The organism is Mesorhizobium sp. ES1-3, from assembly GCF_020164795.1.
GTDB lineage: Bacteria > Pseudomonadota > Alphaproteobacteria > Rhizobiales > Rhizobiaceae > Mesorhizobium.
The window spans coordinates 1-23,991 of the sequence record NZ_JAIUGW010000017.1; the positions used below are offsets into that span (position 1 = coordinate 1).

At 61.5% G+C, this 23,991-nt stretch carries 23 protein-coding genes and 1 pseudogene; 16 read left to right on the forward strand and 8 right to left on the reverse strand.

Annotated features, from left to right (window positions below):
- Window positions 1-402 (forward strand): annotated as a pseudogene (locus LB536_RS31245) (hypothetical protein); the annotation flags it as partial.
- 467 nt (window positions 403-869) lie between these two features.
- Here the strand turns inward: LB536_RS31245 and LB536_RS21315 are convergent.
- Window positions 870-1,211 carry a c-type cytochrome gene (locus LB536_RS21315; protein WP_140813432.1) on the reverse strand — a complete coding sequence of 114 codons (342 nt, stop codon included), beginning with the start codon at window positions 1,209-1,211 and terminating at the stop codon, window positions 870-872.
- A 27-nt stretch (window positions 1,212-1,238) separates the two neighbouring features.
- The gene (locus LB536_RS21320) at window positions 1,239-1,712 is read right to left on the reverse strand and encodes a phasin family protein (RefSeq protein ID WP_224596046.1); all 474 of its coding nucleotides are present in this window, start codon (window positions 1,710-1,712) and stop codon (window positions 1,239-1,241) included.
- Between the two features lie 489 nt (window positions 1,713-2,201).
- Between LB536_RS21320 and hemA the strand changes: the two genes are divergently transcribed.
- From hemA to LB536_RS21340, 4 genes are all read left to right on the forward strand, one after another.
- Window positions 2,202-3,479 carry a 5-aminolevulinate synthase gene (hemA, locus tag LB536_RS21325; protein WP_224596048.1) on the forward strand — a complete coding sequence of 426 codons (1,278 nt, stop codon included), beginning with the start codon at window positions 2,202-2,204 and terminating at the stop codon, window positions 3,477-3,479.
- Window positions 3,480-3,607: 128 nt separating this feature from the next.
- Complete coding sequence (locus LB536_RS21330) at window positions 3,608-4,099, forward strand: DUF2267 domain-containing protein (protein WP_224596051.1); 492 nt, start codon at window positions 3,608-3,610, stop codon at window positions 4,097-4,099.
- 3 nt (window positions 4,100-4,102) lie between these two features.
- A complete protein-coding gene (locus LB536_RS21335) occupies window positions 4,103-4,789 on the forward strand; it encodes a phosphoribosyltransferase (protein ID WP_140813429.1) in 687 nt (228 codons plus the stop codon).
- A gap of 19 nt (window positions 4,790-4,808) precedes the next feature.
- Entirely contained in the window at window positions 4,809-5,255 is a 447-nt protein-coding gene (locus LB536_RS21340; RefSeq protein ID WP_140813428.1) for a pyridoxamine 5'-phosphate oxidase family protein, read from the forward strand.
- Window positions 5,256-5,331: 76 nt separating this feature from the next.
- On the opposite strand, the gene LB536_RS21345 is transcribed toward LB536_RS21340, so the two are convergent.
- Window positions 5,332-6,168, reverse strand: a complete 837-nt coding sequence (locus tag LB536_RS21345) for a universal stress protein (protein ID WP_224596054.1) — start codon at window positions 6,166-6,168, stop codon at window positions 5,332-5,334.
- A 171-nt stretch (window positions 6,169-6,339) separates the two neighbouring features.
- Here LB536_RS21345 and LB536_RS21350 point away from each other — a divergent pair, with 171 nt between their 5' ends.
- Window positions 6,340-6,738, forward strand: coding sequence for a c-type cytochrome (locus LB536_RS21350; RefSeq protein ID WP_224596057.1), 399 nt, complete (start codon window positions 6,340-6,342; stop codon window positions 6,736-6,738).
- A 49-nt stretch (window positions 6,739-6,787) separates the two neighbouring features.
- The gene (locus tag LB536_RS21355) at window positions 6,788-8,341 is read left to right on the forward strand and encodes an AAA family ATPase (protein WP_224596060.1); all 1,554 of its coding nucleotides are present in this window, start codon (window positions 6,788-6,790) and stop codon (window positions 8,339-8,341) included.
- 23 nt (window positions 8,342-8,364) lie between these two features.
- Here LB536_RS21355 and LB536_RS21360 read toward each other — a convergent pair whose 3' ends face one another.
- A complete protein-coding gene (locus LB536_RS21360) occupies window positions 8,365-11,046 on the reverse strand; it encodes a GNAT family N-acetyltransferase (protein WP_224596062.1) in 2,682 nt (893 codons plus the stop codon).
- 164 nt (window positions 11,047-11,210) lie between these two features.
- On the opposite strand from LB536_RS21360, the gene LB536_RS21365 reads away from it, so the two are divergent.
- The 3 genes from LB536_RS21365 to LB536_RS21375 all read left to right on the forward strand — a co-directional run bounded on the left by LB536_RS21365 (window position 11,211) and on the right by LB536_RS21375 (window position 14,327).
- The gene (locus LB536_RS21365) at window positions 11,211-13,064 is read left to right on the forward strand and encodes a heavy metal translocating P-type ATPase (RefSeq protein ID WP_140764973.1); all 1,854 of its coding nucleotides are present in this window, start codon (window positions 11,211-11,213) and stop codon (window positions 13,062-13,064) included.
- 29 nt (window positions 13,065-13,093) lie between these two features.
- Window positions 13,094-13,543, forward strand: a complete 450-nt coding sequence (gene trxC / locus LB536_RS21370) for a thioredoxin TrxC (protein WP_140764965.1) — start codon at window positions 13,094-13,096, stop codon at window positions 13,541-13,543.
- A 397-nt stretch (window positions 13,544-13,940) separates the two neighbouring features.
- Complete coding sequence (locus tag LB536_RS21375; RefSeq protein WP_140764962.1) at window positions 13,941-14,327, forward strand: hypothetical protein; 387 nt, start codon at window positions 13,941-13,943, stop codon at window positions 14,325-14,327.
- A gap of 127 nt (window positions 14,328-14,454) precedes the next feature.
- Here LB536_RS21375 and LB536_RS21380 read toward each other — a convergent pair whose 3' ends face one another.
- Entirely contained in the window at window positions 14,455-15,024 is a 570-nt protein-coding gene (locus LB536_RS21380; RefSeq protein ID WP_224596066.1) for a plastocyanin/azurin family copper-binding protein, read from the reverse strand.
- Window positions 15,025-15,188: 164 nt separating this feature from the next.
- Window positions 15,189-15,641: a plastocyanin/azurin family copper-binding protein gene (locus LB536_RS21385; protein WP_224596068.1), complete on the reverse strand. Its 453-nt coding sequence runs from the start codon at window positions 15,639-15,641 to the stop codon at window positions 15,189-15,191.
- A gap of 308 nt (window positions 15,642-15,949) precedes the next feature.
- Between LB536_RS21385 and LB536_RS21390 the strand changes: the two genes are divergently transcribed.
- Together LB536_RS21390 and LB536_RS21395 are read left to right on the forward strand one after the other, a co-directional pair.
- Window positions 15,950-16,228, forward strand: a complete 279-nt coding sequence (locus LB536_RS21390) for a PepSY domain-containing protein (protein WP_181178814.1) — start codon at window positions 15,950-15,952, stop codon at window positions 16,226-16,228.
- Window positions 16,206-16,802: a cytochrome b/b6 domain-containing protein gene (locus LB536_RS21395; RefSeq protein WP_318012953.1), complete on the forward strand. Its 597-nt coding sequence runs from the start codon at window positions 16,206-16,208 to the stop codon at window positions 16,800-16,802. The genes LB536_RS21390 and LB536_RS21395 overlap by 23 nt, the downstream gene beginning before the upstream one ends.
- Window positions 16,803-16,970: 168 nt before the next feature.
- Here LB536_RS21395 and LB536_RS21400 read toward each other — a convergent pair whose 3' ends face one another.
- Complete coding sequence (locus LB536_RS21400) at window positions 16,971-17,618, reverse strand: BON domain-containing protein (protein ID WP_140764950.1); 648 nt, start codon at window positions 17,616-17,618, stop codon at window positions 16,971-16,973.
- 235 nt (window positions 17,619-17,853) lie between these two features.
- On the opposite strand from LB536_RS21400, the gene arcD reads away from it, so the two are divergent.
- The 4 genes from arcD to arcC are packed head-to-tail and all read left to right on the forward strand — an operon-like array spanning window position 17,854 to window position 22,509.
- Window positions 17,854-19,320: an arginine-ornithine antiporter gene (arcD, locus tag LB536_RS21405; RefSeq protein ID WP_224596071.1), complete on the forward strand. Its 1,467-nt coding sequence runs from the start codon at window positions 17,854-17,856 to the stop codon at window positions 19,318-19,320.
- 13 nt (window positions 19,321-19,333) lie between these two features.
- Window positions 19,334-20,548: an arginine deiminase gene (locus LB536_RS21410; RefSeq protein WP_224596074.1), complete on the forward strand. Its 1,215-nt coding sequence runs from the start codon at window positions 19,334-19,336 to the stop codon at window positions 20,546-20,548.
- Window positions 20,549-20,561: 13 nt separating this feature from the next.
- Complete coding sequence (gene argF / locus LB536_RS21415) at window positions 20,562-21,563, forward strand: ornithine carbamoyltransferase (RefSeq protein ID WP_224596076.1); 1,002 nt, start codon at window positions 20,562-20,564, stop codon at window positions 21,561-21,563.
- Window position 21,564: 1 nt separating this feature from the next.
- Entirely contained in the window at window positions 21,565-22,509 is a 945-nt protein-coding gene (arcC, locus tag LB536_RS21420; protein ID WP_224596078.1) for a carbamate kinase, read from the forward strand.
- 327 nt (window positions 22,510-22,836) lie between these two features.
- Here arcC and LB536_RS21425 read toward each other — a convergent pair whose 3' ends face one another.
- Complete coding sequence (locus LB536_RS21425; RefSeq protein WP_224596082.1) at window positions 22,837-23,811, reverse strand: alpha/beta fold hydrolase; 975 nt, start codon at window positions 23,809-23,811, stop codon at window positions 22,837-22,839.
- Window positions 23,812-23,991 lie beyond the last annotated feature (180 nt).

The window sequence follows — 23,991 nt, forward strand, 5'->3', positions numbered from 1 at the left end:
ACCTCCCATGAATCACGCAAACTCTCTCTTGGGAATTCCAAAAACGCGCCGCCGCTAAAAATCTGCCAAAGTAGTGCTAGTCTAGGGGGAGAATTCGGGAGGTTTGCGAATTCTGGTGTCGGCCCTTTGCCGACCCCAATCGCGCCAGTGGGTCGGCCGGATGTCGAGACGGGCACCACTGGCAGCATTCTTCCAGCCTTCCTTCACCCTTCTGCAGGCAAACACGAGCGCGTGCTCACCGTCTTCGTCGATGACGGCCAGTTCGAGATCGCGACCAAACGGAGCGCTTGGGATTGGTTTCCACATCGCATCAAAATCTTCGCAAACGGTGTGGTGCGCCTTGATCTGCATCATTTTCTGAAATCGCCGGCCGGGCCGATGCGATCGTCTGCGTCGAACTGAAGCCGACCACGGTTCCGACGGCAGACGCCATACAGGTCGCAATTGCATGGGCGCCGCGCGCAGTGCAATTGATCGCGATCGCAGCACCGATACCTGATCCGACGTCCATGGCGATGGGTCTCTTTTACCTGAACTACCTCATGACCTCGCTCCGGCCATGGTCAGCCATCTTAAGCCGGCTGCCGAACCACAATTTGATCAGCGTCAAACGCCTCGCGTTCGCGGCATCTGCGTCACACGCCGTTTGATGTGACCAAGGACCGCGCGGAGGGGCATAGGTTCGGCAGGACAGGGAGAAACGCTATGCGGTATATCGAGGTCGATGAAGCCCTACGGGCGTGCAGCATGAGCGATGGTTGCTTACCGGCGGCGCCTCGATCAATGCCGGAGAACGCATAGCCGACGTTCGCGTTGAAGACGCACTGCAGGCGTTCAGGCTCGATCGCCGGCGGCATTTTGGGCTTGCATCACGGACCCTGCAGCGTGCTGATATAGGTGATGATTGCCTCGATCTGATCGGGGCTGGCAATCCACTCAGGCATGTCCGGATGCCCCGTAGAAATGCCCTCAGCGAGGGCTTCCTCTAGGTCAGAGATCGGATAGCGCTTTGACAGCGTGCGAAATGGCGGAGCGTCGGGATGGCTGCTTTTGTCCGTTTTTCCGACGCCGTGGCAGCGGGCGCAGTTGACCTCAACCAACGCCTTTCCATGCTCAGTCACGCTGTCGGCCAAGGCTGACTGCACACATGCGAGGAGCACCAGTCCGATTGCGGAAGCCTTGAGACGACCATGTCGGCAAACGGCGTTCATGTTGTCTGACGACCTCCGCATTGCGGTCTACGCGACTGTCTTCGCTGCGCCATCTTCGATCGCGATCCTGGCGCCCTTGCGCACATGTCTGGCCGTTTCGGAAGCGAACTTGGAGGTCAGTGTGGCGACCTTGCCCCCTTCGGTCACATACTGCGACGTCGCATTCTGCAGGAAAGCCGCGACGATGTCGAAGGCGTCGTTGAACTGCGGACCACTGATCAAGTCATCGGCCAGCTTCAGGTCCTGTTCACAGCGGTGCTTCAGAAACCCCAGCGTTTCAACATTGTAGCGCATCATGGCCTTGAAGGCATGCACCTGAAGCGACGCGATGGCGAGGAAGAATTTCTGGCCATTTTCCGTGGTCGGCAACAATGGCATGTCCAAAGACGACAGTACGGACGTAGTTTGCATTATCGATTGCTCCGTTCCGACGACGTACAAACGATGGTCGCCAACTGTCAAATTGACACCATTCCTGTCCATGTCCTTGATCGAGATCAACCGTTTGACTCTGCCGGAAATGCAGAGCCGTCAGCCGATCGGAAGTTTTGGACGCGCGCCGCTCTGACCCGGGCGAACTGCTGCTTCAGATTGGCCGGGAGACCGCTGCGGATCTGATTGTCGTCGGTGGTTATGGCTACAGTCGCGTCCGTGAAATGACCGTTCCCGGCGTGACGCGTTTCCGTGCTGCGCAGCGGATCGATGCATCGGTTCATACCGCTCTAAGGAGTGACTTCCCGAGCCGTGGTTTTGATCTGAATCAAGGCCGTCTTCTCGCGCAACCGCTTACGTTCAAGCCTCGCCGAGTTGGGTGTGGCCGATACCCCGCAGCACAGAGCCCGCGAGTAAACGCGGGCATCAGCGATAAGGTCACGCTGGCGCCAGAACTTGGTGAGTGGCCGTCGTACTGTCCCCACGACAATGGAAGAATTCCAGCAGCGGGGGCGGTGCGGCGGCACCTGAATCGCTCAAGCCAAAGGAAATTCGGACATGAATTACCAGCGTTTCTTCGAGGAAGCGATCGACCAGCTGCATGCAGAGCGTCGCTACCGCGTTTTCGCCGACCTCGAGCGCATCGCGGGCAAGTTTCCGCGCGCCATCTGGCGTTCCAACGGCCGCGCCGAGGAAATCACCGTCTGGTGTTCCAACGACTATCTCGGCATGGGCCAACATCCCGACGTCATCGCCGCATTCCAGAACGCGGCCGGCAAGATGGGCTCCGGCGCCGGCGGCACCCGCAACATCTCCGGCACGTCCAACCCGCTGGTCGAGCTCGAGCATGAGCTTGCCGACCTGCACGGCAAGGAGGCGGCGCTGGTCTTCACCTCCGGCTTCGTCTCCAACGAAGCCTCGATCTCGACCATCGCGCGGCTCTTGCCCAATTGCCTGATCATCTCGGACGAGCTGAACCATGCCTCGATGATCGAAGGTGTCAGGCGCTCGGGCGCCGAGAAAAAGATCTTCCGCCACAATGACGTCGCGCATCTGGAAAGCCTGTTGCAGACGGCCGGGCGCGAACGCGCCAAGCTGATCGTCTTCGAGAGCGTCTATTCGATGGATGGCGACATCGCGCCGATCAAGGAGATCGTCGAACTCGCCGAGCGCTACAACGCCATGACCTATATCGACGAGGTCCATGCGGTGGGCATGTACGGGCCGCGCGGCGGCGGCATCACCGAGCGCGAAGGCCTGGCCGACCATATCGACATCATCGAAGGCACGCTGGCCAAGGCCTTCGGCACGCTCGGCGGCTACATCACCGGCACCAGCGCCGTCATCGACGCGGTGCGCTCCTATGCGCCCGGTTTCATCTTCACCACCGCGCTGCCGCCGGCGATCGCCGCCGCCGCCACAACGTCGATCCGGCATCTCAAGCGCTCACAGGCCGAGCGCGACGCCCAGCAGCAGCAGGCGAGCCGAACCAAGCAGATCCTGTCCGCCGCCGGCCTGCCGGTGATGGAGTCCGCCACCCATATCGTGCCGGTGCTGGTCGGCGATCCGGAACTGTGCAAGATGGCCAGCGACCGCCTGCTCGGCGTGCACGGTATCTATATCCAGCCGATCAACTACCCGACGGTGCCGCGTGGCACCGAACGGCTGCGCATCACGCCGACGCCGTTCCATTCGGACGCGTTGATCGCCGAATTGCAGGATGCGCTGGTCGAAACCTGGGACGCGCTGGGCATTCCCTATGGTTCGGCGGGACGGCCGGCCGTCGCGAAAAGCGACCGCATCATTCCACTGCTGGTGCAGAAATCCGGCGGCTGAAACCCGCCGCCTGTCCAAAACGGTCTTCGTCCCCCTTGCCAGTCGGTGCGCGGCCTATTCGAGCTGGTCGAGGCGGCGGTGGAAAAACAATCGGGGCGATGCACTTTTGAACGATTTGATCCTGCTCAATGCGCAAGGTCTTTCGATGCCTGAGAATGGAGTTCAAATCTTCGAGGAGCATCGCCATGGGTCATATTTCCCACACATCCTTTGCTGACTTCACGCACGCTGGCCAGCAGGCGCAACAATGGGTCAAGGAGCTCGCCAAGGACCTCTGCTGGAGCGAGTCGAGCGCGTGTCGTCTGCTGAGGTCTGTTCTGCACACGGTGCGGGATTGGCTGTCGCCGGCGGAAATGGCCGACCTCTCGGCGCAACTGCCTGTTTTGGTCCGTGGCCTCTACTTCGAAGGCTGGAACCCTTCGGCGTCAACGCATGAGCGCACCAAGCGCGACTTCATTGTCAGCGTCAGAAACAGTTTCGGCTACGATGACGAGATCGATTTCGATGTCGCGATCAGTGCCGTGTTCAAGCTTCTCGACCGTCACCTTTCGCATGGTGAGATCGTGCAAGTCAGAAACTCGATGAAGAAGTCGCTGCGAAAACTGTGGCCGGTGGATTGACCGATGTTCCGTGACCGGGAAGATGCTGGAGTGAAGCTTGGCCTGGAACTGAGCAGGCTTCAACTGCGTCGGCCCATCGTACTGGCATTGCCGCGTGGCGGCGTGCCCGTCGCAGTGGAAGTGGCCAAAGCCCTCAACGCTCCTCTCGACTTGCTGATCGTCCGCAAGGTGGGCGCCCCCGGCAATCCCGAGCTGGCCGTCGCCGCTATCGTCGATGGCGATCCTGGGGAGGTCGTGCTGAACCGTGGAATTGTCGAGACCTATGGCCTCGACGACGACGCCTTGCGTGTCTTGATTACAAATGAGCGTCCGGAACTCGAACGCCGGCGCGTTGCCTATCGAGGTAAGATTAGACCGATGTCGATAGCGGGAAAGACGGCGATCATCGTCGATGACGGGGCCGCGACCGGTACGACCATGAAAATCGCGATCCGCGCCCTCAAGCGCCGGTCACCGAGGGAGATCGTCGTGGCTGTTCCTGTTTCGCCGCCCGAAACGGTCGCCGCGCTGGAACAGGAAGCGGACCATGTGGTCTGCCTTAGCCAGCCAGGACAGTTCGGGGCCTTGGGCCACCACTATCTGCGGTTCCCGCAGCTCTCCGACAACGACGTTGTCTCCGCTATGGACGAGGCTGCCAAACCGTACAAAACTGGCCAGCGGCACGTTTCCGGGCTGGTTCAAAAGCCGTGAAGAACAGGAGATCGCACTAATGCAGATCCGCACGCTTTCTGCTTTGGAATGTACCAGATTGCTGACGGCCAATCGCGTGGGTCGCCTGGCATGCGCAAAGGATGGGCAGCCCTACGTCGTGCCCTTCTACTACGCCCATTCGGATGCTCATCTTTACGCGTTTTCCATGCCGGGCAAAAAAATCGAATGGATGCGGGCCAATCCGCTGGTGTCCGTTCAGGTCGATGAACATGGCCAGGGGCGAGGATGGAAAAGTGTCATTGCCGACGGCCGATACGAAGAACTGCCTGACCGGATCGGCCACAAGCTTCAGCGGGATCATGCGTGGTCCGTGTTGAGCAAGCACGCCGACTGGTGGGAACCTGGCGCGCTCAAGCCCGTCGTTCCTCCCACAGCCGACAGTGCACCGCACGTTTTCTTTCGGATCCTGATCGAACAGCTATCCGGACGGGAAGCGAGCGAGTAGTCGCACCATCAAGTCTTGCGAGAAATGAAAAGGGCCGGTGCAATCTGCACCGGCCCTTTTTCCTACCGTTGAATTGCTATCGCGCCATCAAGACCGGCAGCGATTGACCCACAAGCATCGACTTGGTGACCCCGCCGAAAATCCGCTCGCGCAATCGGGAATGACCATACGCGCCCATGACCATCAACTCGGCCGCAACGTCGCCGGCATGCTGGCGAAGCACGTCGGCAACCGAATGCTTCGCGCTCGGCAGCCGCTCGACCGTAACCTTCACGCCGTGCCGTGCAAGATAGGCCGCGGCATCTGCACCCGGCTCCTCGCCATGATGGAACTCATCTTCAATGGGATCGACGATGACAAGGCGAACATCTTCAGCGCCTTTCAGCATATCGAGAGACTCGCGGACGGCGCGCGACGACTCGAGGCGGGCGTCCCATGCAACGAGGATGCGTTTGGGCTTCAGCGTCGGGCGCGAGCCCTCGGGAACGATCAGAATGGGCTTCCCCGATGAGAACAGAGTGCCCTCGATGACTTTATCTTTCAGCGCATGGCTTGCCAGCAGATCCGGTCCCAGAATGGTCAGATCAGCGTAACGGGCACGCCTTCCGATGACATCGTCCGCCCATCCCGTGTCTGGATAGTCGTCGCTCAGATCAGCCGATATGGCGCTCTGAGAGAGAAAGCCGGCGACGTCAGAAATTCTTTTCTCGAGCCTTTTCAACTCGGCCTGCCGTTCCTCGAGCCAGGCAGGCGAGACGACAGCAGCATACTCGCCGCCGGATGGCGGTGCTGCCAGTTCGAGCACGAGCACGGAGAGATGGGCGCCTATCTGTTCGCACAGATTGGCGGCGAGCTTCAGATCGTCCTCGCCCTGGTTCGGTCCGGTAACCGTAAGCAGTGTCTTGAACGCCATGATGGCAACTCCTCGCTTCGGGTGAAGGTTCACTCGGTGTCGAAGCCATAGCCGATGCGGCCACCGCGTTCATTGCGCTGAATCAAACACTCTGTGCGCGGCGTTTGATCCGCATCAACGTCACGGCACATCAGAGCTGTAGGGTTCAACTGATCAATCGGGACAACGCCAATGAAACTTCTGGTCGCGGCGGTTCTCGCAGGCATGACCTTCCATACGGCCAGTGCTCAGGACCTCGGCGACGGCAAGGCCGAATACATGAACTCGTGCGCCGTCTGCCATGGCCCGGACGGCAAGGGCGATGGACCGTTGGGCGACGAACTGTTGAAGCGGCCGAGCGACCTGACGCGCATCTCCAGGCGCAATGGTGGCGAATTCCCTTATTGGCGTGTCTATGCCGTGATCGACGGCCGCGCGATGGTGCCGGCGCATGGCGAGCGCGACATGCCAGTATGGGGCAGCCAGTTCCTGCCTGCCGACGTGAAGAGATACGGCCCGAACGCAGGCGAAATCGTCACGAGGGAACGCATTCATGAATTGGCAGGTTATGTCCAGACATTGCAGCAATGAGCGCGGATCGAGGAAACGAGTTTCGCAGGATACAATGGGAAGGCCGGCCATGATCGTCGACGACCAGCAAGCCGCAGCCGAGTTCCTTTTTGATCCGGCCTCCTATGGCGCCACGGGGCCGGTCGAGGCCATCGAGACCCACATTTCACGCATCTTCCTCGTTGGCCAAAGCGCCTACAAGATGAAGCGGGCGGTCAAGCTGCCCTACGTCGATTTCTCGACGCCAGCCCTCAGGCTGGCCGCTTGCGAGAAAGAGGTGGAGCTCAACTCGAAGACCGCACCCGGCCTTTACCTGGGGGTGCGTCACATCACACGCGAAGCCGACGGCAAATTGGCTTTTGATGGCGCGGGGCAAGTGGTCGACGCAGCGATCGAGATGGTCCGCTTTGATCAGTCCAAGCTTCTCGATCGTATGGCCACGGCGGGAGAATTAACGCCGGCACTGATGACCGCGGTTGCGCGCATGATCGTCGGATACCACCGTGCCGCGCCGACGGTTCATGATGGCAGCGGCTCGTTCAACCTGGCGGGTGTGCTTGATATCAACGAGGCCAGCTTCGCCACCAGTCATGTCTTCAAAAAAGCAGAGATCGAGACCTTTGCCAGGGCCTTCTGCTCAGAACTCGCCCGCCATTCCGAATTGCTCAACCGCCGCGAAGCCGCGGGCAAGATCCGCCGGTGTCATGGCGACCTGCATCTGCGCAACATCTGCCTTGTCGACGGCGAGCCCCGCCTCTTCGATTGCATCGAATTCAACGACCAGATCGCCAGCATCGATGTCCTGTACGACCTTGCCTTCCTGTTGATGGACCTGTGGCACCGCGGCTTTCCGCAGCTCGCCAATCTTGTGATGAACCGCTATCTCGACGAAGCCGACGACGAGGACGGGTTCATCCTGCTGCCTTTTTTCATGGCGGTGCGGGCTGCAGTGCGTGCGCACATTACAGCCACCCAGGTCGAGGAAGGCAGTGCCGATACTGACAAATTGACTGCCGAAGCCAGATCCTATTTCGACCTTGCGCAAGCATTGCTCCAGGAAACGCCTCCGCGGCTCGTTGCCATCGGTGGCCTCAGTGGCTCCGGCAAGACGACTATTGCCGAGGCGCTCGCCGCCCATATCGGTGCGCCGCCCGGCGCGCGCATTGTCGAAAGCGACCGTATCCGCAAGGCCATGCACGGTGTGCCGGCCGAGACCAGGCTGCCGGACAAAGCCTATCGGCCCGAAGTCTCCGACCGCGTCTACCGCGAAATGGCATGGCGGGTGGGCTTGATCCTTTCGCAGGGCGGTTCGGTGGTGGCCGATGCCGTTTTCGACAGACCATCCGATCATGAGCGGATCGAGAAAGCGGCGCGCAGCCGGGCTGTCGACTTCCACGGATTTTGGCTGGAAGCGGACCCGCTCGTCCTTTGGCAGCGGGTCGACGAGCGCAAGGGGGGGCCTTCCGACGCCACGATAGATATCCTCTCGCGGCAATTGCTGCGAAATACCGTCCAGTCTGGCTGGCGAAGAATCAACGTCGATCGAAAGCTCGCTGACATCGTCTTGGAATTGAGAAGGCACTCCGAGAGCGATGCGTCCGAAACCCTGCGCACAGCCTCCTGATTGCTGCAGCAGGACGATTGGCATCAACAGAGCTCGAGAGTTGCCTCGACAAGGCCGGGTTCCTTCGGATGACGCCTTGTCGAGAAGCCGAACTCGCGGCACATGGCCAGCATCTTCGTATTCTCGCCAAGTATTGTCCCTTCGATCCGTCCGATCCCATCGGCTTTCGCATAATCGACGAGCTGCCTGAGCAATTCCCAGCCCAGGCCATGACCCTGTATATCCGTACGCACCAGCAAGGCGTATTCGGCGACGGCGTGGTCTGGATCGCAAGATATCCGGCTGATACCCGCCAGCGCGCCGGAGCTCGTCTCCAGCGCGACGAAAGCCATGTCACGATCGTAGTCGAGCTGGGTGAGCCGCTTCAACATCTGGTCGGAGAAGCTTTTGCGTGGCGACAGAAAACGCAGGCGCAGATCATCAGGCGAAATCCTGGCAAGGAATTCGGGATAGAGCGCGATGTCGGCCGGCTTGATCGGCCGGATATGGTAACACATGCCGTCGGCCGAAAACTCTTTTCCCCAACCCGACGGATAAGGCCTGATGGTAAGCGCCCGATTCGGACCCGGCTCGTCCACCTGTTCCGGCTCGATCTCGATGCGAGCATCGACTGCGATCACGCCGGCGGTATCGGCGAGCAACGGATTGATATCGATCGAGACGATGCACGGAAAGTCGACGATTATCTGCGACAGGCCGTTGAGCGCTGCGATGATCGCCTGCCGATCGGCCGGCTTGCGGTCGCGGAATCCGGCCAGCAGGCGGCCAATCCGCGTTTGCCCGATCAGGTCACGGGAAAGAATGTCATCGAGCGGCGGCAACGCGATCGCCGTATCATCCATTACCTCGACGGCGACGCCGCCGGCTCCAAACAGAATGGCCGGGCCGAAGATCGGATCCTGGTTCATGCCGAGAATGAGTTCCTGCGCCTGTTTCCGCACCACCATTGGCTGAACGGCATAACCTTCAATATCGGCTTGTGGTGCGTGCTTGCGCACGCGCGCCTCGATTGTGCGTGCCGCCGCCCCTGCGGCTGCGGCATCGACAATGTTGAGCACAACCCCGCCAATATCCGACTTGTGCGAGACCGCCTTCGACAGGAGCTTGACCACGACCTGTTCCGACACCTTGAGGAGTCGGCCGGCCGCCGCCTCCGCTTCGGCAGGAGATCTGGCGATGATCGTCTCGGGGACCGGGATGCCGTAGGCCGAAATCGCCGCCTTGGCTTCGGTTTCGGTCAGCATTCGCCGACCTTCCTTGGCAACCTGCCGGAATACGGCAAGCACCGCTTCTCGGCCGCTCGTGGCGGCCTCGCCCTGGCTCGACGGCGTGCGCAGCAGGGCCCGCTGGGCTCGTGACCATTCGCTGAGGTTGGAGACGGCCATCGCGGCATCCGCTGGCGTCTCGAAGCTGGCAATACCGGCATCCCGAAGAACACGTCGCCCTTCGCGCGCCGTGTATCCGCCAAGCCAGCAGGTCAGGACAGGTTTGCCGCCAATCTTGCCGTCTTGCACGAGCGCCGCCACCGCGCTTGCCGCAGCGAGCGGCGAGCCGAGCCCAGTCGGGCAGTTCATGACCAGGACGACATCAGTCCCGGCATCGGCCGCGACGGCCTCGATCGCGCCTCGATAGCGCTCTGGCGGGGCGTCACCGATAATGTCGACAGGATTGGCGTGGGACCATGTGCTCGGCAGGACGGCATCCAGGCAGGCGATCGTTCCTGGCGACAGTTCGGCCAATTCCCCGTTGCCTTCGATGAGTTGATCGACAGCAAGCACGCCGGCGCCGCCGCCATTGGTGACGATGCCGACGCGGGCTCGTTCCAGCGGGACGAAACGAGCGGTCGTTTCAACCGCATCGAACAACTCCGTGAGGCCCTTGACGCGCAGTATGCCAGCGCGCAGCAAGGCCGCATCGACGACGCGGTCGGCGCCCGATAGCGCGCCGGTATGAGTCGCGGCCGCTTTGGCCGATTGCTCGTGCCGGCCCGATTTTATTGCGATCACCGGCTTGATCCTCGCCGCCGCACGCGCGGCCGAGATGAACTTGCGCGGATTGGGAATCGTTTCGAGATACATCACGATGGCGCGTGTGCGAGCATCTCCCGCCAGCATGTCGAGACAATCTCCTACGTCGACATCCGCCATGTCGCCCAGGGAGACGATCTGCGAGAAACCGACATTGTTGTCCGCCGCCCAGTCGATCAGCGATGTGGCGATGGCGCCGGATTGCGACAGCAGCGCGATGTTGCCGGGCCTGGCGGCCATATGCGCAAATCCGGCGTTAAGTTTGGCGGGCGGGATCATCAGCCCCACTGTATTCGGTCCGATGATGCGAAAGAGCGTGGGCTTGGCCGCATCGAGCATCGCCTGGCGCAGGCCGTTTTCGCGCGTAAGGCCGGCGGTGATGACGACCGCCGCCCGCGTGCCCTTTTCAGCAAGGTCGCGCACGATGCCTGGAATTGTCTCAGGCGGCGTGACGATGACACCAAGGTCCGGGACACCCGGAAGATCGGCCGCGTTGCGATAGTATTGCCGACCCTCCACTTGCAGGTATTTCGGGTTGACCGGCCAGATCTCGCCCTCGAATCCGCCGCTGACGACGTTGTCGAAGACAACCCGGCCAACGGAACCGTCACGCGCCGACGCGCCGAAGACAGCAACCGACTTTGGCGCGAACGCATGTTCGAGATTTCGGATCGTCACCCTTATTTCTCCTGTTCGTGGCGATCATCGCTGGTCGATCCTGCCCGTTCGTTGCGTTGGATCAAAGCGTTCTCCAGTTCTTGCGGTTAGCTGTTGCCCGAGTTCGACGCGCCCGTCAGCGCTGACGAAAATTGGCGAGCATCGACCAAATCGGAAGACATCGCATGAACGAGTCCACCCTTCGCCGCGCATTGCTGGCTATCGCCATTCTGGGCCTCGCCATTGGCTTCGGCGTTCGGCAAACCAGGGTCGGCCCGCTTGAGGCCGACACGATCTGGACGATCGCGACCTTGCCTGTGGTCGGGGCTCTCGCCATCTCCATTCTGCGTGATTTCTGGATCGGCCGCTTCGGCGTGGACGCAATTGCGCTCGTGTCGATGTCGGCTGCGCTGCTGCTCGGCCAGCCGCTGGCGGCGGTGGTGGTCGCGATCATGTATGCCGGCGGCACAGTGCTCGAGGACTTTGCCCGCGGCCGCGCCGAGCGGAGTCTCAAAGCACTTACCGATCGCTCGCCGCGTGTCGCGCATCGCAAGTCGGCAAATGGAACAGAAATGATCCCGATTGAAGAGGTCGCTGTCGGTGACACTCTCCTGGTGCGCGCCGGCGAGCTGCTACCGGTGGACGGCATCTTGCTCGACCCGTCGGCATCGCTGGACGAGTCGGCGGTGACCGGAGAGCCGCTGCCGGAGCGGCGAAACGCGGGCGACATGCTACGCAGCGGAACCATCAATGCGGGCGAAACCTTCAGCATGCGGGCCTCCGCACGCGCGGACCAGAGCACCTATGCCGCGATCGTGCGCATGGTAGCGGCAGCGCAGACCGTCAAAGCGCCCTTTATTCGCATGGCCGACCGCTTTGCTCTCTTCCTGCTGCCAGCCACTTTGCTGGTTTCCGGTGCCGCCTGGTACATCTCCGGCGATCCAATCCGGGCGCTCGCCGTGCTGGTCGTCGCGACGCCTTGCCCGCTCATCCTCGCGGCGCCCGTTGCCTTCATCGGCGGCGTATCGCGCGCCGCGCGCGCCGGCATCCTGATGAAAGGCTCGGCGGCTCTGGAGGCCCTCGCCCAAGTTAGGACGGCGATCTTTGACAAGACGGGGACCTTGACCATCGGTGGCGCCGAACTCATCGAGATTGAAGCTGAACCCGGCCGCGATGCCGACCATCTGCTGCAACTGTTGGCGTCCCTGGAGCAGGCCTCGCACCATGTTCTCGCCGACTCGATCATCCGGGCAGCGCGCGGCAGACATCTGATGCTTTCGCATCCGCATGATGTGCGAGAGCATCGCGGTGCGGGAATGAACGGCCGGGTCGAGAACATGGCTATCGCGGCTGGATCCCGGGCTCTCGTGCTGGCCAACAAGCCATTGCCGTGTTGGGCGAAGAGCGGTGAAGAAAGATACCGGGACGAACCGGTGCTCAGGGTTTTTGTAGCACTCGGCGGACGGCTTGCCGGTATATTCACGTTCGGTGACGCCCTGCGTGTCGATGCGCGGAGTGCACTCGGCAAGCTGCGCTCCGCCGGCATTGCACGCATGATCATGCTCACAGGCGACGATGTCGTGGCGGCGAAGCGCATTTCTGCTTTGCTCGACCTCGACGCCATTGTGGCCGACGCGACCCCTGCCGACAAAATCGCGACTGTCGAAGCCGAGAAGGCCCTGGCGCCGACGATGATGGCCGGCGACGGTATCAACGATGCCCCTGCCCTGGCGGCCGCAACGGTCGGTGTAGCCATGGGAGCACGTGGCGCGACCGCCTCCTCCGAGGCAGCCGACGTCATCGTTCTGACCGACCGGCTGCAGCCGGTAGCCGATGCGGTGCGCATTGCAAGGCGAACGCGGGCGATCGCCTTGCAAAGCATCATTGCAGGGCTGGCGCTGTCGGGACTGGCCATGGCGGCCGCGGCCATGGGGCAGATCACGCCCGTTGCCGGTGCGCTGATTCAGGAGGGTATTGACGTTGCGGTTATCCTGAACGCGTTACGCGCCCTTGGCGATGGACAGCCGTGGCGCGCATAGTGGGTCGAGAACAAGTTCGGTGAATGGCCATGGCACAGCAAAATCTGGTGGTTTGCAGCAAATGCGGCGGGGTCAACCGTCTGCCGCCGGCCCGCAACGCCATGGAGGCGAAATGCGGAAAGTGCAGGAACAGGTTGTTTTCGGGTCACCCGGAAGACGTCGACACCCGCGTTTTCGATTGTCAGATCGCGCGCAGCAGCCTGCCGGTTGTCGTCGACGTCTGGGCGCCCTGGTGCGGACCCTGCAAGATGATGGCTCCGGCATATGAGTCCGCGGCCAACGAGCTTGAGCCGCATGTTCGCCTGATCAAACTCAACTCCGACAACGAGCAGGCTGTCGCGGCCAGACTCGGCATTCGCGGCATCCCGACCATGATCCTGTTCCATGGCGGGCGCGAACTTTCGCGCACATCCGGTGCAATGACGGCGGGCCAGATCGTCAGGTGGGTTCGCGACCGCCTGCCGACTGTCGCCGCCTGAAAATCGCCGCGTAGATGGGATCCGCTCATTGCCCAGCTTGGGCTCGCCTTGGCAATAGGTCTGCTCGTCGGTCGGGAGCGTGGCTGGCAGGAACGGGACGCACCTGACCGCAGCCGCACGGCCGGCATTCCGACATTTGGCATATCGGGGCTGCTTTGGCGGCGTGCTCGCCGCGCTCGCCGCAAATGCGCTTGGCCGCCTGCTACTTGCTGTCTCCGCCGGCCCGGCCAGGTTCTGGCCGCCATTGGCCCTCGCCACCCTGATCGCGATGGCCTTGGCCAGCGGCGCAATGGTGTGGATGAGCCCCTGAAGAAGCGCAGGTTTCGAGGCTTCCTTGATGCGGATCAAGAGCCACATCCTGTTGCCGCGATATAGAACTCCGTGAAAGGAGTTCGCCATGACCACTTCAAAGGATCTCTCGTCGAAATTCCGCCACATACGGTTGTTGCTTGCCCGCGACAAAGGTCATCCGGAAGGTGACCGTCAGGAAGGCTATGATCTACTGGCCCCATTGACCGGCGAAGGTCGGATCGACGTGCAGGAGTGGAGATCGCACAGGGGCTCTTGCCGTGTTCGCCGGTTTCGTACCGGCGAGGAAGATCTCATCGGCCGGCTGAGGCGCAAGCCAGGCGGCCAGTGGTTTTTCGACTATGCCGATGGCGATCGCGACGACGAGATCGGTTTCCATCTCGGCGACGAACTGTTCGTGACTGGCGAATATGTGTCGGTCGAGCGCAACGGTGCCATGCATACCTATCAGGTTGCCCGTGTAGAACGGCCGTGATGGCTCAGCCTAGGCCGATGACGCGATTTCGCCTTTGGATCGCGTCGGAAAGCTGACGGGTCGGCGGCGCGAACCAATCGAAAACCCGCCGCAGCTTTGGCGCGGCGGGCCCTTCATCGACCACGGCCTATTTGACCAGGATTGTCGCCCACATTCCGTTCATGAAGTGGCCGGGAATATTGCAAAAGACTGCGTAGTTGCCGGGCTTGAGGTCGAGCGTCAGCGATCCGGTCTTGCCCGGATCAAGCTCCGAGACCTCGCCGAGATGGCCTGCCGCATCCTCGTTGACCCGATTTTCATTCGGCGCATATGGCAACGCGGCTTTCTTGGCATCCGCGACCGGGACGACGATCATCTCGTGGACCGTGTCCTTGGAGGTGTTGCTCACCTGGAAGGTGACTTTGCCTGCCGGCACGACGGTCTGGTCCAGCTTGACCCTCATGGTTGCCATGCTCATGTTCGCCGGCATGCCCATTCCCATCTTCGCGTCGGTGTTCACGACGCCGTCCTTGTCCCATAGCTTGACGTTAACGGTCGTGTTGGCGAAGGCGGGCGCCGACGCTGTCAAAAGGACCAAGACCAGCCCAGACTTGAAAAGCTGCATGTTCAAATAGCTCCTGATCGCATGCGGCGACCCCGCAGGCGATTGTTTTTGGGGAATCATTCCTCGGTCGCAAAGCCCGGCTAGAACAGCCAAGCTGACAGTGGGCTTACAATGGTGACAGGCGACCAGGGATGAGGCGCACCATCGGTATCGCCACATTTCCGATCCCGCGGCTTGCCACCATTCCTGAAAACCGGCGATCCTGGCAACCGTCGGAACCAGGACAACCACCGCTGCAGCGCGAACCGCTGTCCGCTTTATGGATCGACGGTGAACTCAGCCCACATGCCGGCCCCGTAGTGGCCTGGCACGTTGCAGATGAGCAGGTATTTTCCAGCCTTCAGGTCGACTGTCAACGCACCTGATTTGCCGGGGCCAAGCTCCGAAACCTCGCCCTTGTCGCCGGCCCTGTCTTCGTCGACGCTGTTTTCGGCTTCAACGTAGGGAAGCGGCTTGCTGGGATCGGCAAGGTACATCACGATCATCTCGTGAACGGTGTCCTTGGAGTCATTTTTCACATTGAACGTAACCTCCCCGGCCTTCACAGCTCCAGGCAAGGCCTTGATGCCCATGGTCGCCCTGGCCGGATCAAGGCCTGGCATTGCATAGGCAAGACCCATCGGCATTTCCATGCTTGCGCCCTTGTCCCACAGCGAGACTTGAACAAGCGCGGCGGCCTGGACGGCGCCGGCAGCACCGGCCATGAACATTGCGGCAGCGAGCCCGAGCCCTGCATTTCTCGATATCGTTTTCATGACAATCCTCCTTCAGGACGACGGCAAAAGTGCTCTCAGTCCGGACCGGCATGCTGCTCGCGCTGTGAGACGCCGGCCTTGCGCCAGATCAATCCACCCGGCGCGAGCCCGATCTTCAGCGTCGATGTCGCTGCCCGTGCAACCGTCAGCTGTTTGTCAGCTTGAATTGGCTATGTCGCACCATGACGGTCATCGCCGTCCAACAAAGCCGATCCGAATCCCACCCACGGGCGCAACATCCGCGCCTTCAGAATGGAGCCATCATGTACCGTACACTCACCTTGGCCGCCCTGGCGGGCTTAATTGCCGCGCCAGCCCTCGCCGCCGGCGGCAGCTGCAGCACCGCTCCGAAATCGCAGTTCAAGCCCAAGGCAACGCTCGAGGCCCAGTTGACCGGCGAAGGCCTCACGGTCCGCCAGATCAAGGTCGAGAAGGGCTGTTACGAAGTCTACGCGGTCGACAAGGCCGGCAAGAAAGTGAACTGGGCTTACAATGCCGAGACCCTTGAAAAGCTCGACAATGCCGAAGCCGGCGAAAATTGATCTGAGTACTTCAGCGATCACGGACGCGCAGCCATCGCCGGAGATGGTGCGCGTCTGGGACCGGGTCGTGCGGGGCTTCCACTGGGCGCTGGCGCTCAGCTTCATCACCGCCTGGCTCACCTCCCATTCTTCGGAGGTCCTTCACCATTTGGCGGGTTACGCTGCCGCCGCGCTGGTCGCAATGCGGCTCCTATGGGGTGTCCTGGGCACGCACTACGCGCGGTTCACTCAATTCGTGCGCGATCCGGCGACGGTGCTGCGCTATCTCGCGGCAATACTGAGCGGCCGCGAAGCCCGCTACCTCGGCCACAATCCGGCCGGCGGTGTGATGGTGATCGTGCTGATGGCGGCTATGGGCTCAACCGCGCTGACCGGCTGGCTGATGACGACGGACGCCTATTTCGGCGTGTCGTGGGTCGAATTGGCGCATAGCCTGGCTGCGCACGGCCTGCTGCTGCTTGTCTTGCTGCACATTGGCGGCGTCGCGTTGGCAAGCTTACGGCACCGTGAAAACCTGGTCCGGGCCATGATCACCGGGCGAAAACGCAAGGCCGAACCGGCCGACATCGCCTGACGATCTGTCAGTGCACCAAGCCCGATCCTCGCCGACTGCGGAGACGTGCGTGGGTCGGGCTTTGTTCGACATCGACCCCTTCGCCCGCGATGCGACGTGGGCGAAGGAACCCCGCATATGCATGGGCGCCGGCGTGCCATGCTCGCGTCCCTTTGACGTTCCGACGCTTTAAGCGATTGTAAGGTGGTCTTCGACCATGCGCACCCCGGGCACGGCCCAGGCCGCGCGCTCTGTCGTGCGACGTTCGGCCCAGCTGTTGACCTTGCCTTTCAGTGTAACCTTGCCGTCGGACACGTTGACTTCTATCGCTTTCGACTCGACTTCCGCACTGCGCTTCAAGGCGTCTTCGATGCACTTTTTCACATTGGACGCCGTGGCCTGTGGCAGCACCTCGATGCTGTTATGCACGCCGAGAACGCCAGCCAGATATCGGATCGCGGCGAACGCCGCGGATCTCTGATACTGCCACTCCACCTTGCCGGTGAGTGTCACCCAGCCATTCTGGACCCTGACCTGTACCGCTCCGTCGGGGACGACGGTATTCCAGCTGATAGAGTGCAGGGCGCGCTTGGCGATCTCGTCGTCGGCCGTCAGGTTGCCGCCGACAGGCCGCACTTCGATCTCCTGCGCGATACCCTTTACACCTTTGACGCGGCGTACCGCCTCTTCCGTGGTTGCCTTCTGCGCATAGGTCGACACATGGCCGGTCAGGGTGACCACGCCGTTGTCGACGGCGACGCCGATATTGGCCGCGTCGATACTCGGCTGAAACTCCAGCTCATCGATGATGTCCTGCCTCAGAATATTGTTGTTCATGATTGCACCTCTGCATGGGAGCGGGCCGCGCTCGGTTTATTGAACGGCCTGAATATGCAGAGGCGATTTCGTCTTGACGTTGATGAGGATCAAACGATCTCTGGTCGAGCGAGATGAGTGACCCCTCAACTCACACCTTTGGAAATCAAGTTTCAATTTGACCGGCATCAAAGCTGGAAGCCTCGTCTTCCTATTCATTGCCTCCCATCAGAGCCTTCAAATTCGGGAGCGCATCATGACTACGGCTGATATCGATATTGCTGTTATGAAAGTCGAGACCGCGGCGCCAGCGAGACTTCGACTGGGTTCCTTGACTGCACTCGTGATCGGTTCAATGGTCGGCTCCGGCGTGTTCAGCCTGCCGCAGAACATGGCGGCTGGTGCGGGTCCCCTCGCCATCCTGATCGGCTGGGCCATCACCGCCGTCGGCATGCTGGCACTGGTCTTCGTCTATCAGTCGCTAGCGACCCGCAAGCCCGAACTCGACGCCGGCCCGTACGCTTACGCCAAGGCCGGCTTCGGTCCTTTCATCGGCTTCAACAGCGCCTGGGGCTACTGGATCAGCGCCTGGGTCGGCAACGTCTCCTACGCGGTGATCGTGTTCAGCGCCCTGTCCTATTTCTTTCCGGCGTTCGGCGATGGCAATACCTGGCAGGCGGTGCTTGGTGCATCGGTTTTGCTGTGGCTGATCCACCTCCTGATCCTTGCCGGCATCCGGCAGGCGGCGGTCGTGAACCTCATCGTCACGGCGGCAAAGATCGCTCCGATCGTTCTGTTCGTTGGGGTTGTTGCCGTTGCCTTCAAGCTTCAGGTCTGGTCTCTCGACTTCACCGGTCTCGGCAACGCCAGCCTCGGCTCGATCACCGCACAGGTGAAAAGCACGATGCTGGTGACCCTGTGGGTGTTCATCGGCATCGAGGGCGCCAGCGTATTCTCCGGCCGTGCCGAGCGCCGCAAGGACATCGCTACGGCGACGGTTCTCGGCTTCTTCACCTGCCTCGCGCTCTACGCCCTGGTGTCGCTGCTGTCGCTCGGCATCCTGAACCAGCCGGAACTTGCCGCGCTGAAAAACCCGAGCATGGCCGGCGTTCTGGAGGCGGTTGTCGGGCCCTGGGGTGCAATCCTCATCAACATCGCGCTTGTCGTGTCGGTGGTCGGCGCCTTCCTCAGTTGGACGCTGCTGGCGGCCGAAATTCCGCATGTCGCCGCCAAGGATGGGACGATGCCGAAATTCTTCGGCAAGGAAAGCGAACGCGGTGTGCCGTCGACTTCGCTGCTGATCACCAACCTACTGGTCCAGGCTTTCCTGGTGATCACGCTCTTCGCCCAGAGCACCTATCAGGCCCTGTTCTACATCGCATCGGCAGCCATTCTTGTGCCTTACATCTTCTCCGGCGCCTACGCGGCCAAGCTGGCATTGACTGGAGAGAGCTATACGACTGGCGAGCAGCGCACCGGTCCGCTCATCGCCGGGTTGCTGGCAACGGTCTACGGACTGTGGCTCGTCTACGCAGCCGGACCTGCCTACCTGTTCATGTGCGCGATCCTCTATGCTCCCGGCATCATCTTCTACATCTGGGCGCGCCGCGAAACCAATCAGCGCCTATTCCGTCCTGCCGAAGCGGCACTCGCCGTAGCCCTCATCGCGGTCGCCATTCTCGCTGTCTACGAGATGTGGACCGGCGCCGTCAGCCCGCTTTGAAGGGAGCGGCTCGATGACGAAGCTGGGCGTCCACTCCGAAGTCGGCCGGCTGCGCGAGGTGATGGTCCATCGACCGGATCTCAGCCTGCGCAGGCTGACACCGGGAAACTGCAAGGCGCTGCTTTTCGACGACGTGCTGTGGGTCAAGCGGGCCCGCCAGGAGCACGATGTCTTCGTCGATGCCTTGCGTGAACGCGGTGTGCTGGTGCATTCCTTCGGAGAACTCCTGGCAGAGACAATGAGCCTGGCCAAGGCCCGCGATTGGCTCCTCGACCGCAGGATTCACGCCGGTGTCGTCGGCCTCGACATGGTCGGCGAAATGCGGGGTTGGCTCGATGAAATGCCATCGGATCACCTCGCGACCGTGCTTGTCGGCGGCATCGCTCGTGCCGAGCTACCCTTCGAGCCCGCGGGACTGACCGGCAGGACGTTCGCCCCTCAGGAGTTCGTGCTGCCACCGTTGCCGAACCAGCTTTTCACGCGCGACAGTTCCTGCTGGATCCATGGCTCGGTCTCGGTCAATCCCATGTACTGGGCCGCGCGCCGCCCGGAGGCCGCCAATGTCGAAGCGGTGTATCGGTTTCATCCTCGCTTTCGAGACAGTAGCATTCCCTTCGTGTCGCCTGACCTGGGAACCTGTAATAGCCTGGAGGGTGGGGATGTCATGCCGATCGGTGGTGGAACGGTGCTCGTCGGCATGGGAGAACGCACGACGCCGCAAGCGGTGGGCGACCTTGCACGAAAATTGTTCGCGTGCGGCGAAGCGACCCGTGTGATTGCAGCCCTGATGCCGAGAGATCGCGGTTTCATGCATCTCGACACCGTTTTCACTTTCTGTGATCGCGACCTGGTCACCATGTATCCGCCCGTTGTCGAACGCCTGCGTTCCTTTTCGCTGCGACCCGGTGACGGAGACGAGGCAGTCGAGGTAACGGAGGAAAGAGAGCCATTCACGTCTGTTGTCGCCGACGGGCTCGGATTGAAGTCGCTGCGGATCATCGCCACGGGAGGCGACCGCTATGAAGCAGAGCGGGAACAATGGGACGACGGCAATAACGTCGTCGCGATCGAGCCGGGCGTGGTCATCGGTTACGACCGAAACGTCTACACCAACACCCTTCTGCGCAGGGCTGGAATAGAAGTAATTACCGTGGAGGGCGCCGAACTCAGCCGTGGGCGCGGCGGCGGGCACTGCATGACCTGTCCCCTGGCGCGCGACCCAATCTGAAAGGAACTTCACAATGTCGATCAACCTGCACGGCCGGTCCGTCGTCACGCTGGACGATCTGACAGGTGACGAGATTCGATTTCTGTTGAGGCTTGCAGCGGATCTCAAGGCCGCCAAGCACGCTGGACACGAAGTGCCGCGCCTTTCCCGAAAAAATATCGCACTGATCTTCGAAAAGGATTCGACGCGCACGCGCACAGGGTTCGAGGTGGCGGCTTACGATCAGGGCGCTCATGTCACGTATTTCGGTCCGAGCGGAAGCCATATCGGCCATAAGGAATCCATGAAGGATACCGCACGTGTGCTTGGCCGGATGTATGACGCCATCGAGTATCGCGGTTTTGCCCAGCAACAGGCGGAAGTGCTGGCCACCTATGCCGGGGTGCCGGTCTACAATGGCCTGACGGACGAAGCGCATCCGACGCAGATTCTTGCCGATTTCATGACCATGCGCGAGTTCACCCATAAGCACCTCTCGGACATGACTGTCGCTTTCGTCGGCGAGGGGCGCGACAACGTCGCGATGTCACTAGCGCTGGGCGCGGCCAAAGTCGGCATCGACATGCGCATTGCTTCGCCCAACGAACTCTGGCCCGACGAGGCGTTCAGCGCTCACATCAGGGACCTGGCGCAAAACAGCCGGGGGCGCTTCAGATTGGGCGAAGACGTAAAGGACTGCGTCCAGGATGCCGACTTCGTCTACACCGATGTCTGGATGTCGATGGGCGAGGACAAATCCGGTTGGGCCGAGCGCATTCGCCTTTTGACACCTTACCGGGTGACGAGCGACGTAATGGCGGCCACCGGCAATCCGCACGCGAAATTCATGCATTGCCTGCCGGCTTTCCACGATACCGATACCGAGATCGGTGCATTCATTGCGCGCGAATACGGCATCGACTGCATGGAGGTCAGCGACGAGGTATTCGAGTCGGACGCGTCAATCGTGTTCGATCAGGCGGAAAATCGCATGCATACGATCAAGGCCCTGCTAGTCGCGACGATTGGCAACTGAAATGCTTATCGTGGCCGCGCTTGGCGGGAACGCGTTGCTGCGGCGCGGCGAGCCGATGACCGCCGACAACCAGCGCGCCAACATCAAGCGTGCCGCATCCGTGCTGGCGGCGCTGATCGGCGAAGGGCACTCGATCGTAATCACGCATGGCAATGGCCCACAGGTGGGCTTGCTCGCGCTGCAAGCAGCGGCAGCCCATCCTGACGGCGGAGCCTTTCCACTCGACGTACTTGGCGCCGAAAGCGCGGGGATGATCGGCTACGTCATTGAACAGGAGCTCGGCAATCTCCTCAAGGAGCGGCTGTTCGCCACCCTGCTGACGCAAGTGCGGGTGGATCCTCGCGACCCGGCTTTCGCTCGACCAACCAAGCCGATAGGCCCGGTGTACGAGAAGGCGACGGCGCTTCGGCTTGCCGCGGAACGCGGATGGCCGATCGCGTCCGATGGCGACAAATGGCGCCGCGTCGTACCTTCGCCGAGGCCGCTTGAGATTCTGGAAGCCTCCGTGATTTCGTTCCTTGTCGAGCGCGGCGTCATCGTCATCTGCACGGGCGGCGGTGGAGTTCCGGTGATAGCCATGGATGACGGCAGCCTCTGCGGCGTGGAAGCCGTCATTGACAAGGATCTGGCGAGTTCCCTTCTTGCCCGCCAATTGAAGGCCGACATGCTTCTGCTGCTGACCGACGTCGATGCCGTTTATGCCGACTATGGCACCGCCACAGCCCGTGCCCTCCGCCGGCTAGCCACGACGGAGATATCCGGACGAGATTTTGCCGCCGGCTCGATGGGGCCGAAGGTCGCCGCCGCGATCGAATTCGTTGACGCGACGGGCAAGCCAGCCGCGATCGGCCAACTCGATGACGCCGTGCAAATTGTTAAAGGCGAGCGCGGTACGTGGTTCGAAGGCAGCGCTTCGGCCTGCCCGCTGCTTCTTGCAAAATGCTGAACTGCTGTGACGCATGGAGACTGAGAGCATATCAACATTTCCTCGCAGCAAGCCCGGTCCTGGCCAATCGCTCCGACTCGGATTTGAGTACGTCCCTACAGCATGTCGCGGCGAATAGGATTCGCCCGACCTGCTGTAAGCTTCTGATTTTATGCATGTCGTTATCCCGGATCCGAGGACACTTCCGGGCGACATGCATTGCATTAGCTTCGGCAATCTCAGCTCGGCAGTCGCTATGAAAGCGAGCGCCGGCATGACGCTCTACCCTCGGCCCAACCGTTGCATTCGATGGGCGACAGCACCCAACCGGCGCCAAGGCCACATTGGTCACAGATCTGATGGGGGGATCACGCCAGCGGCAACTAGAAAGGTGCGGACTGCTAAGCGAACCTGCTGCAGCCGTCCGACCAAGAGATGTCCGCCGGTGTCGTAGACGACCAGCCGTGCATCGGGGATCCTATCGGCGGTCAATTCGGCAGCGGGCAGCGTATTGAACAGATCGTCGCGCGCGGAGATGATTATCGTGGGTGCAGTGATTTTTTCCAACGGCAACTCATGCAGCTCGGGCGCGCTGTCGATGTTGATACCGGCGAAGCGCAGCGACAGCGGTTCAACGCTCCTGACGAAGCTCATGACGCGGACCCTCTCCGCTTGCGGCGCAGCCGCCAATAGTGCCGGTCGAACGCCGACAAACCGAATAAGTGCCGACGGTGCGATATTCTCGGCGGCCCACCAAGCGAAATCGCCTCCTGCACTGACGGCCCAGAATGCAAACTTGCTGCCGCGACCCACGTGGATGGCAACCGGACTGCTGGGTGAATAGAGGGCTGGGACTATCAGAATGAGACCGGCGACCCTGTCCGGATGCCGCAGTGTCAGCTGGACCGCTGAACGGGCGCCCGCCGAAACACCGACAACCACCGCTTTTGGAATCTTCAGTGTAGAAAGCAAGGCCGCGTGGGCGTCGCCCTGCGCGGCTGGAGAGGGATCCCTGGGAACGGGCGTGCGAAGATAGCCGAAGCGCGACGGCGCGATGACCCGAAAGCCGCCCCCAACAAGATCGGCGGCAAGGGCAAGACCCTGGTCAAAGCCGCCGCCGGCACCGTGGATCGACAGCAGCGGAATGCCCGCACCGCTGTCGGCGTATTCGATCGGGCCGATGTCGAGGTAGGCGATTAGACTGCCTCGGCTGACCGCGTCCCGCTGACGGCCAAGCTCGTTCTTGTAGTTCAAGAAAGCCACACCGGCCATAACCGCTATGGTGATGGGCATGACCAGCAGGAAAGTGCCGATTCGTCTCATTGCGAGAGCTCCTGCACGCGAAAATTGGCCTGCATCGGCTGGAAGGACGTCGACATATCTAACCCCTCCTTGAGCGATCACGATCCGCCATCGTTGGCCAGACAAGGATGACTACTGCAAGGACCCCAATGGTAGATGCCACCAATTGTGCCGGCCAGACGCCTCAATTGTAGGCTACCA

Bases quoted from the DNA above. Each gene is read 5' to 3' on its own strand.
- LB536_RS21315 (WP_140813432.1), bottom strand. From the start codon at position 1,211: ATGAACGCCGTTTGCCGACATGGTCGTCTCAAGGCTTCCGCAATCGGA.
- hemA (WP_224596048.1), top strand. From the start codon at position 2,202: ATGAATTACCAGCGTTTCTTCGAGGAAGCGATCGACCAGCTGCATGCA.
- LB536_RS21330 (WP_224596051.1), top strand. From the start codon at position 3,608: ATGCGCAAGGTCTTTCGATGCCTGAGAATGGAGTTCAAATCTTCGAGG.
- LB536_RS21335 (WP_140813429.1), top strand. From the start codon at position 4,103: ATGTTCCGTGACCGGGAAGATGCTGGAGTGAAGCTTGGCCTGGAACTG.
- LB536_RS21340 (WP_140813428.1), top strand. From the start codon at position 4,809: ATGCAGATCCGCACGCTTTCTGCTTTGGAATGTACCAGATTGCTGACG.
- LB536_RS21345 (WP_224596054.1), bottom strand. From the start codon at position 6,168: ATGGCGTTCAAGACACTGCTTACGGTTACCGGACCGAACCAGGGCGAG.
- LB536_RS21350 (WP_224596057.1), top strand. From the start codon at position 6,340: ATGAAACTTCTGGTCGCGGCGGTTCTCGCAGGCATGACCTTCCATACG.
- LB536_RS21355 (WP_224596060.1), top strand. From the start codon at position 6,788: ATGATCGTCGACGACCAGCAAGCCGCAGCCGAGTTCCTTTTTGATCCG.
- LB536_RS21365 (WP_140764973.1), top strand. From the start codon at position 11,211: ATGAACGAGTCCACCCTTCGCCGCGCATTGCTGGCTATCGCCATTCTG.
- trxC (WP_140764965.1), top strand. From the start codon at position 13,094: ATGGCACAGCAAAATCTGGTGGTTTGCAGCAAATGCGGCGGGGTCAAC.
- LB536_RS21375 (WP_140764962.1), top strand. From the start codon at position 13,941: ATGACCACTTCAAAGGATCTCTCGTCGAAATTCCGCCACATACGGTTG.
- LB536_RS21385 (WP_224596068.1), bottom strand. From the start codon at position 15,641: ATGTTCATGGCCGGTGCTGCCGGCGCCGTCCAGGCCGCCGCGCTTGTT.
- LB536_RS21390 (WP_181178814.1), top strand. From the start codon at position 15,950: ATGTACCGTACACTCACCTTGGCCGCCCTGGCGGGCTTAATTGCCGCG.
- LB536_RS21395 (WP_318012953.1), top strand. From the start codon at position 16,206: ATGCCGAAGCCGGCGAAAATTGATCTGAGTACTTCAGCGATCACGGAC.
- LB536_RS21400 (WP_140764950.1), bottom strand. From the start codon at position 17,618: ATGAACAACAATATTCTGAGGCAGGACATCATCGATGAGCTGGAGTTT.
- arcD (WP_224596071.1), top strand. From the start codon at position 17,854: ATGACTACGGCTGATATCGATATTGCTGTTATGAAAGTCGAGACCGCG.
- LB536_RS21410 (WP_224596074.1), top strand. From the start codon at position 19,334: ATGACGAAGCTGGGCGTCCACTCCGAAGTCGGCCGGCTGCGCGAGGTG.
- argF (WP_224596076.1), top strand. From the start codon at position 20,562: ATGTCGATCAACCTGCACGGCCGGTCCGTCGTCACGCTGGACGATCTG.
- arcC (WP_224596078.1), top strand. From the start codon at position 21,565: ATGCTTATCGTGGCCGCGCTTGGCGGGAACGCGTTGCTGCGGCGCGGC.
- LB536_RS21425 (WP_224596082.1), bottom strand. From the start codon at position 23,811: ATGAGACGAATCGGCACTTTCCTGCTGGTCATGCCCATCACCATAGCG.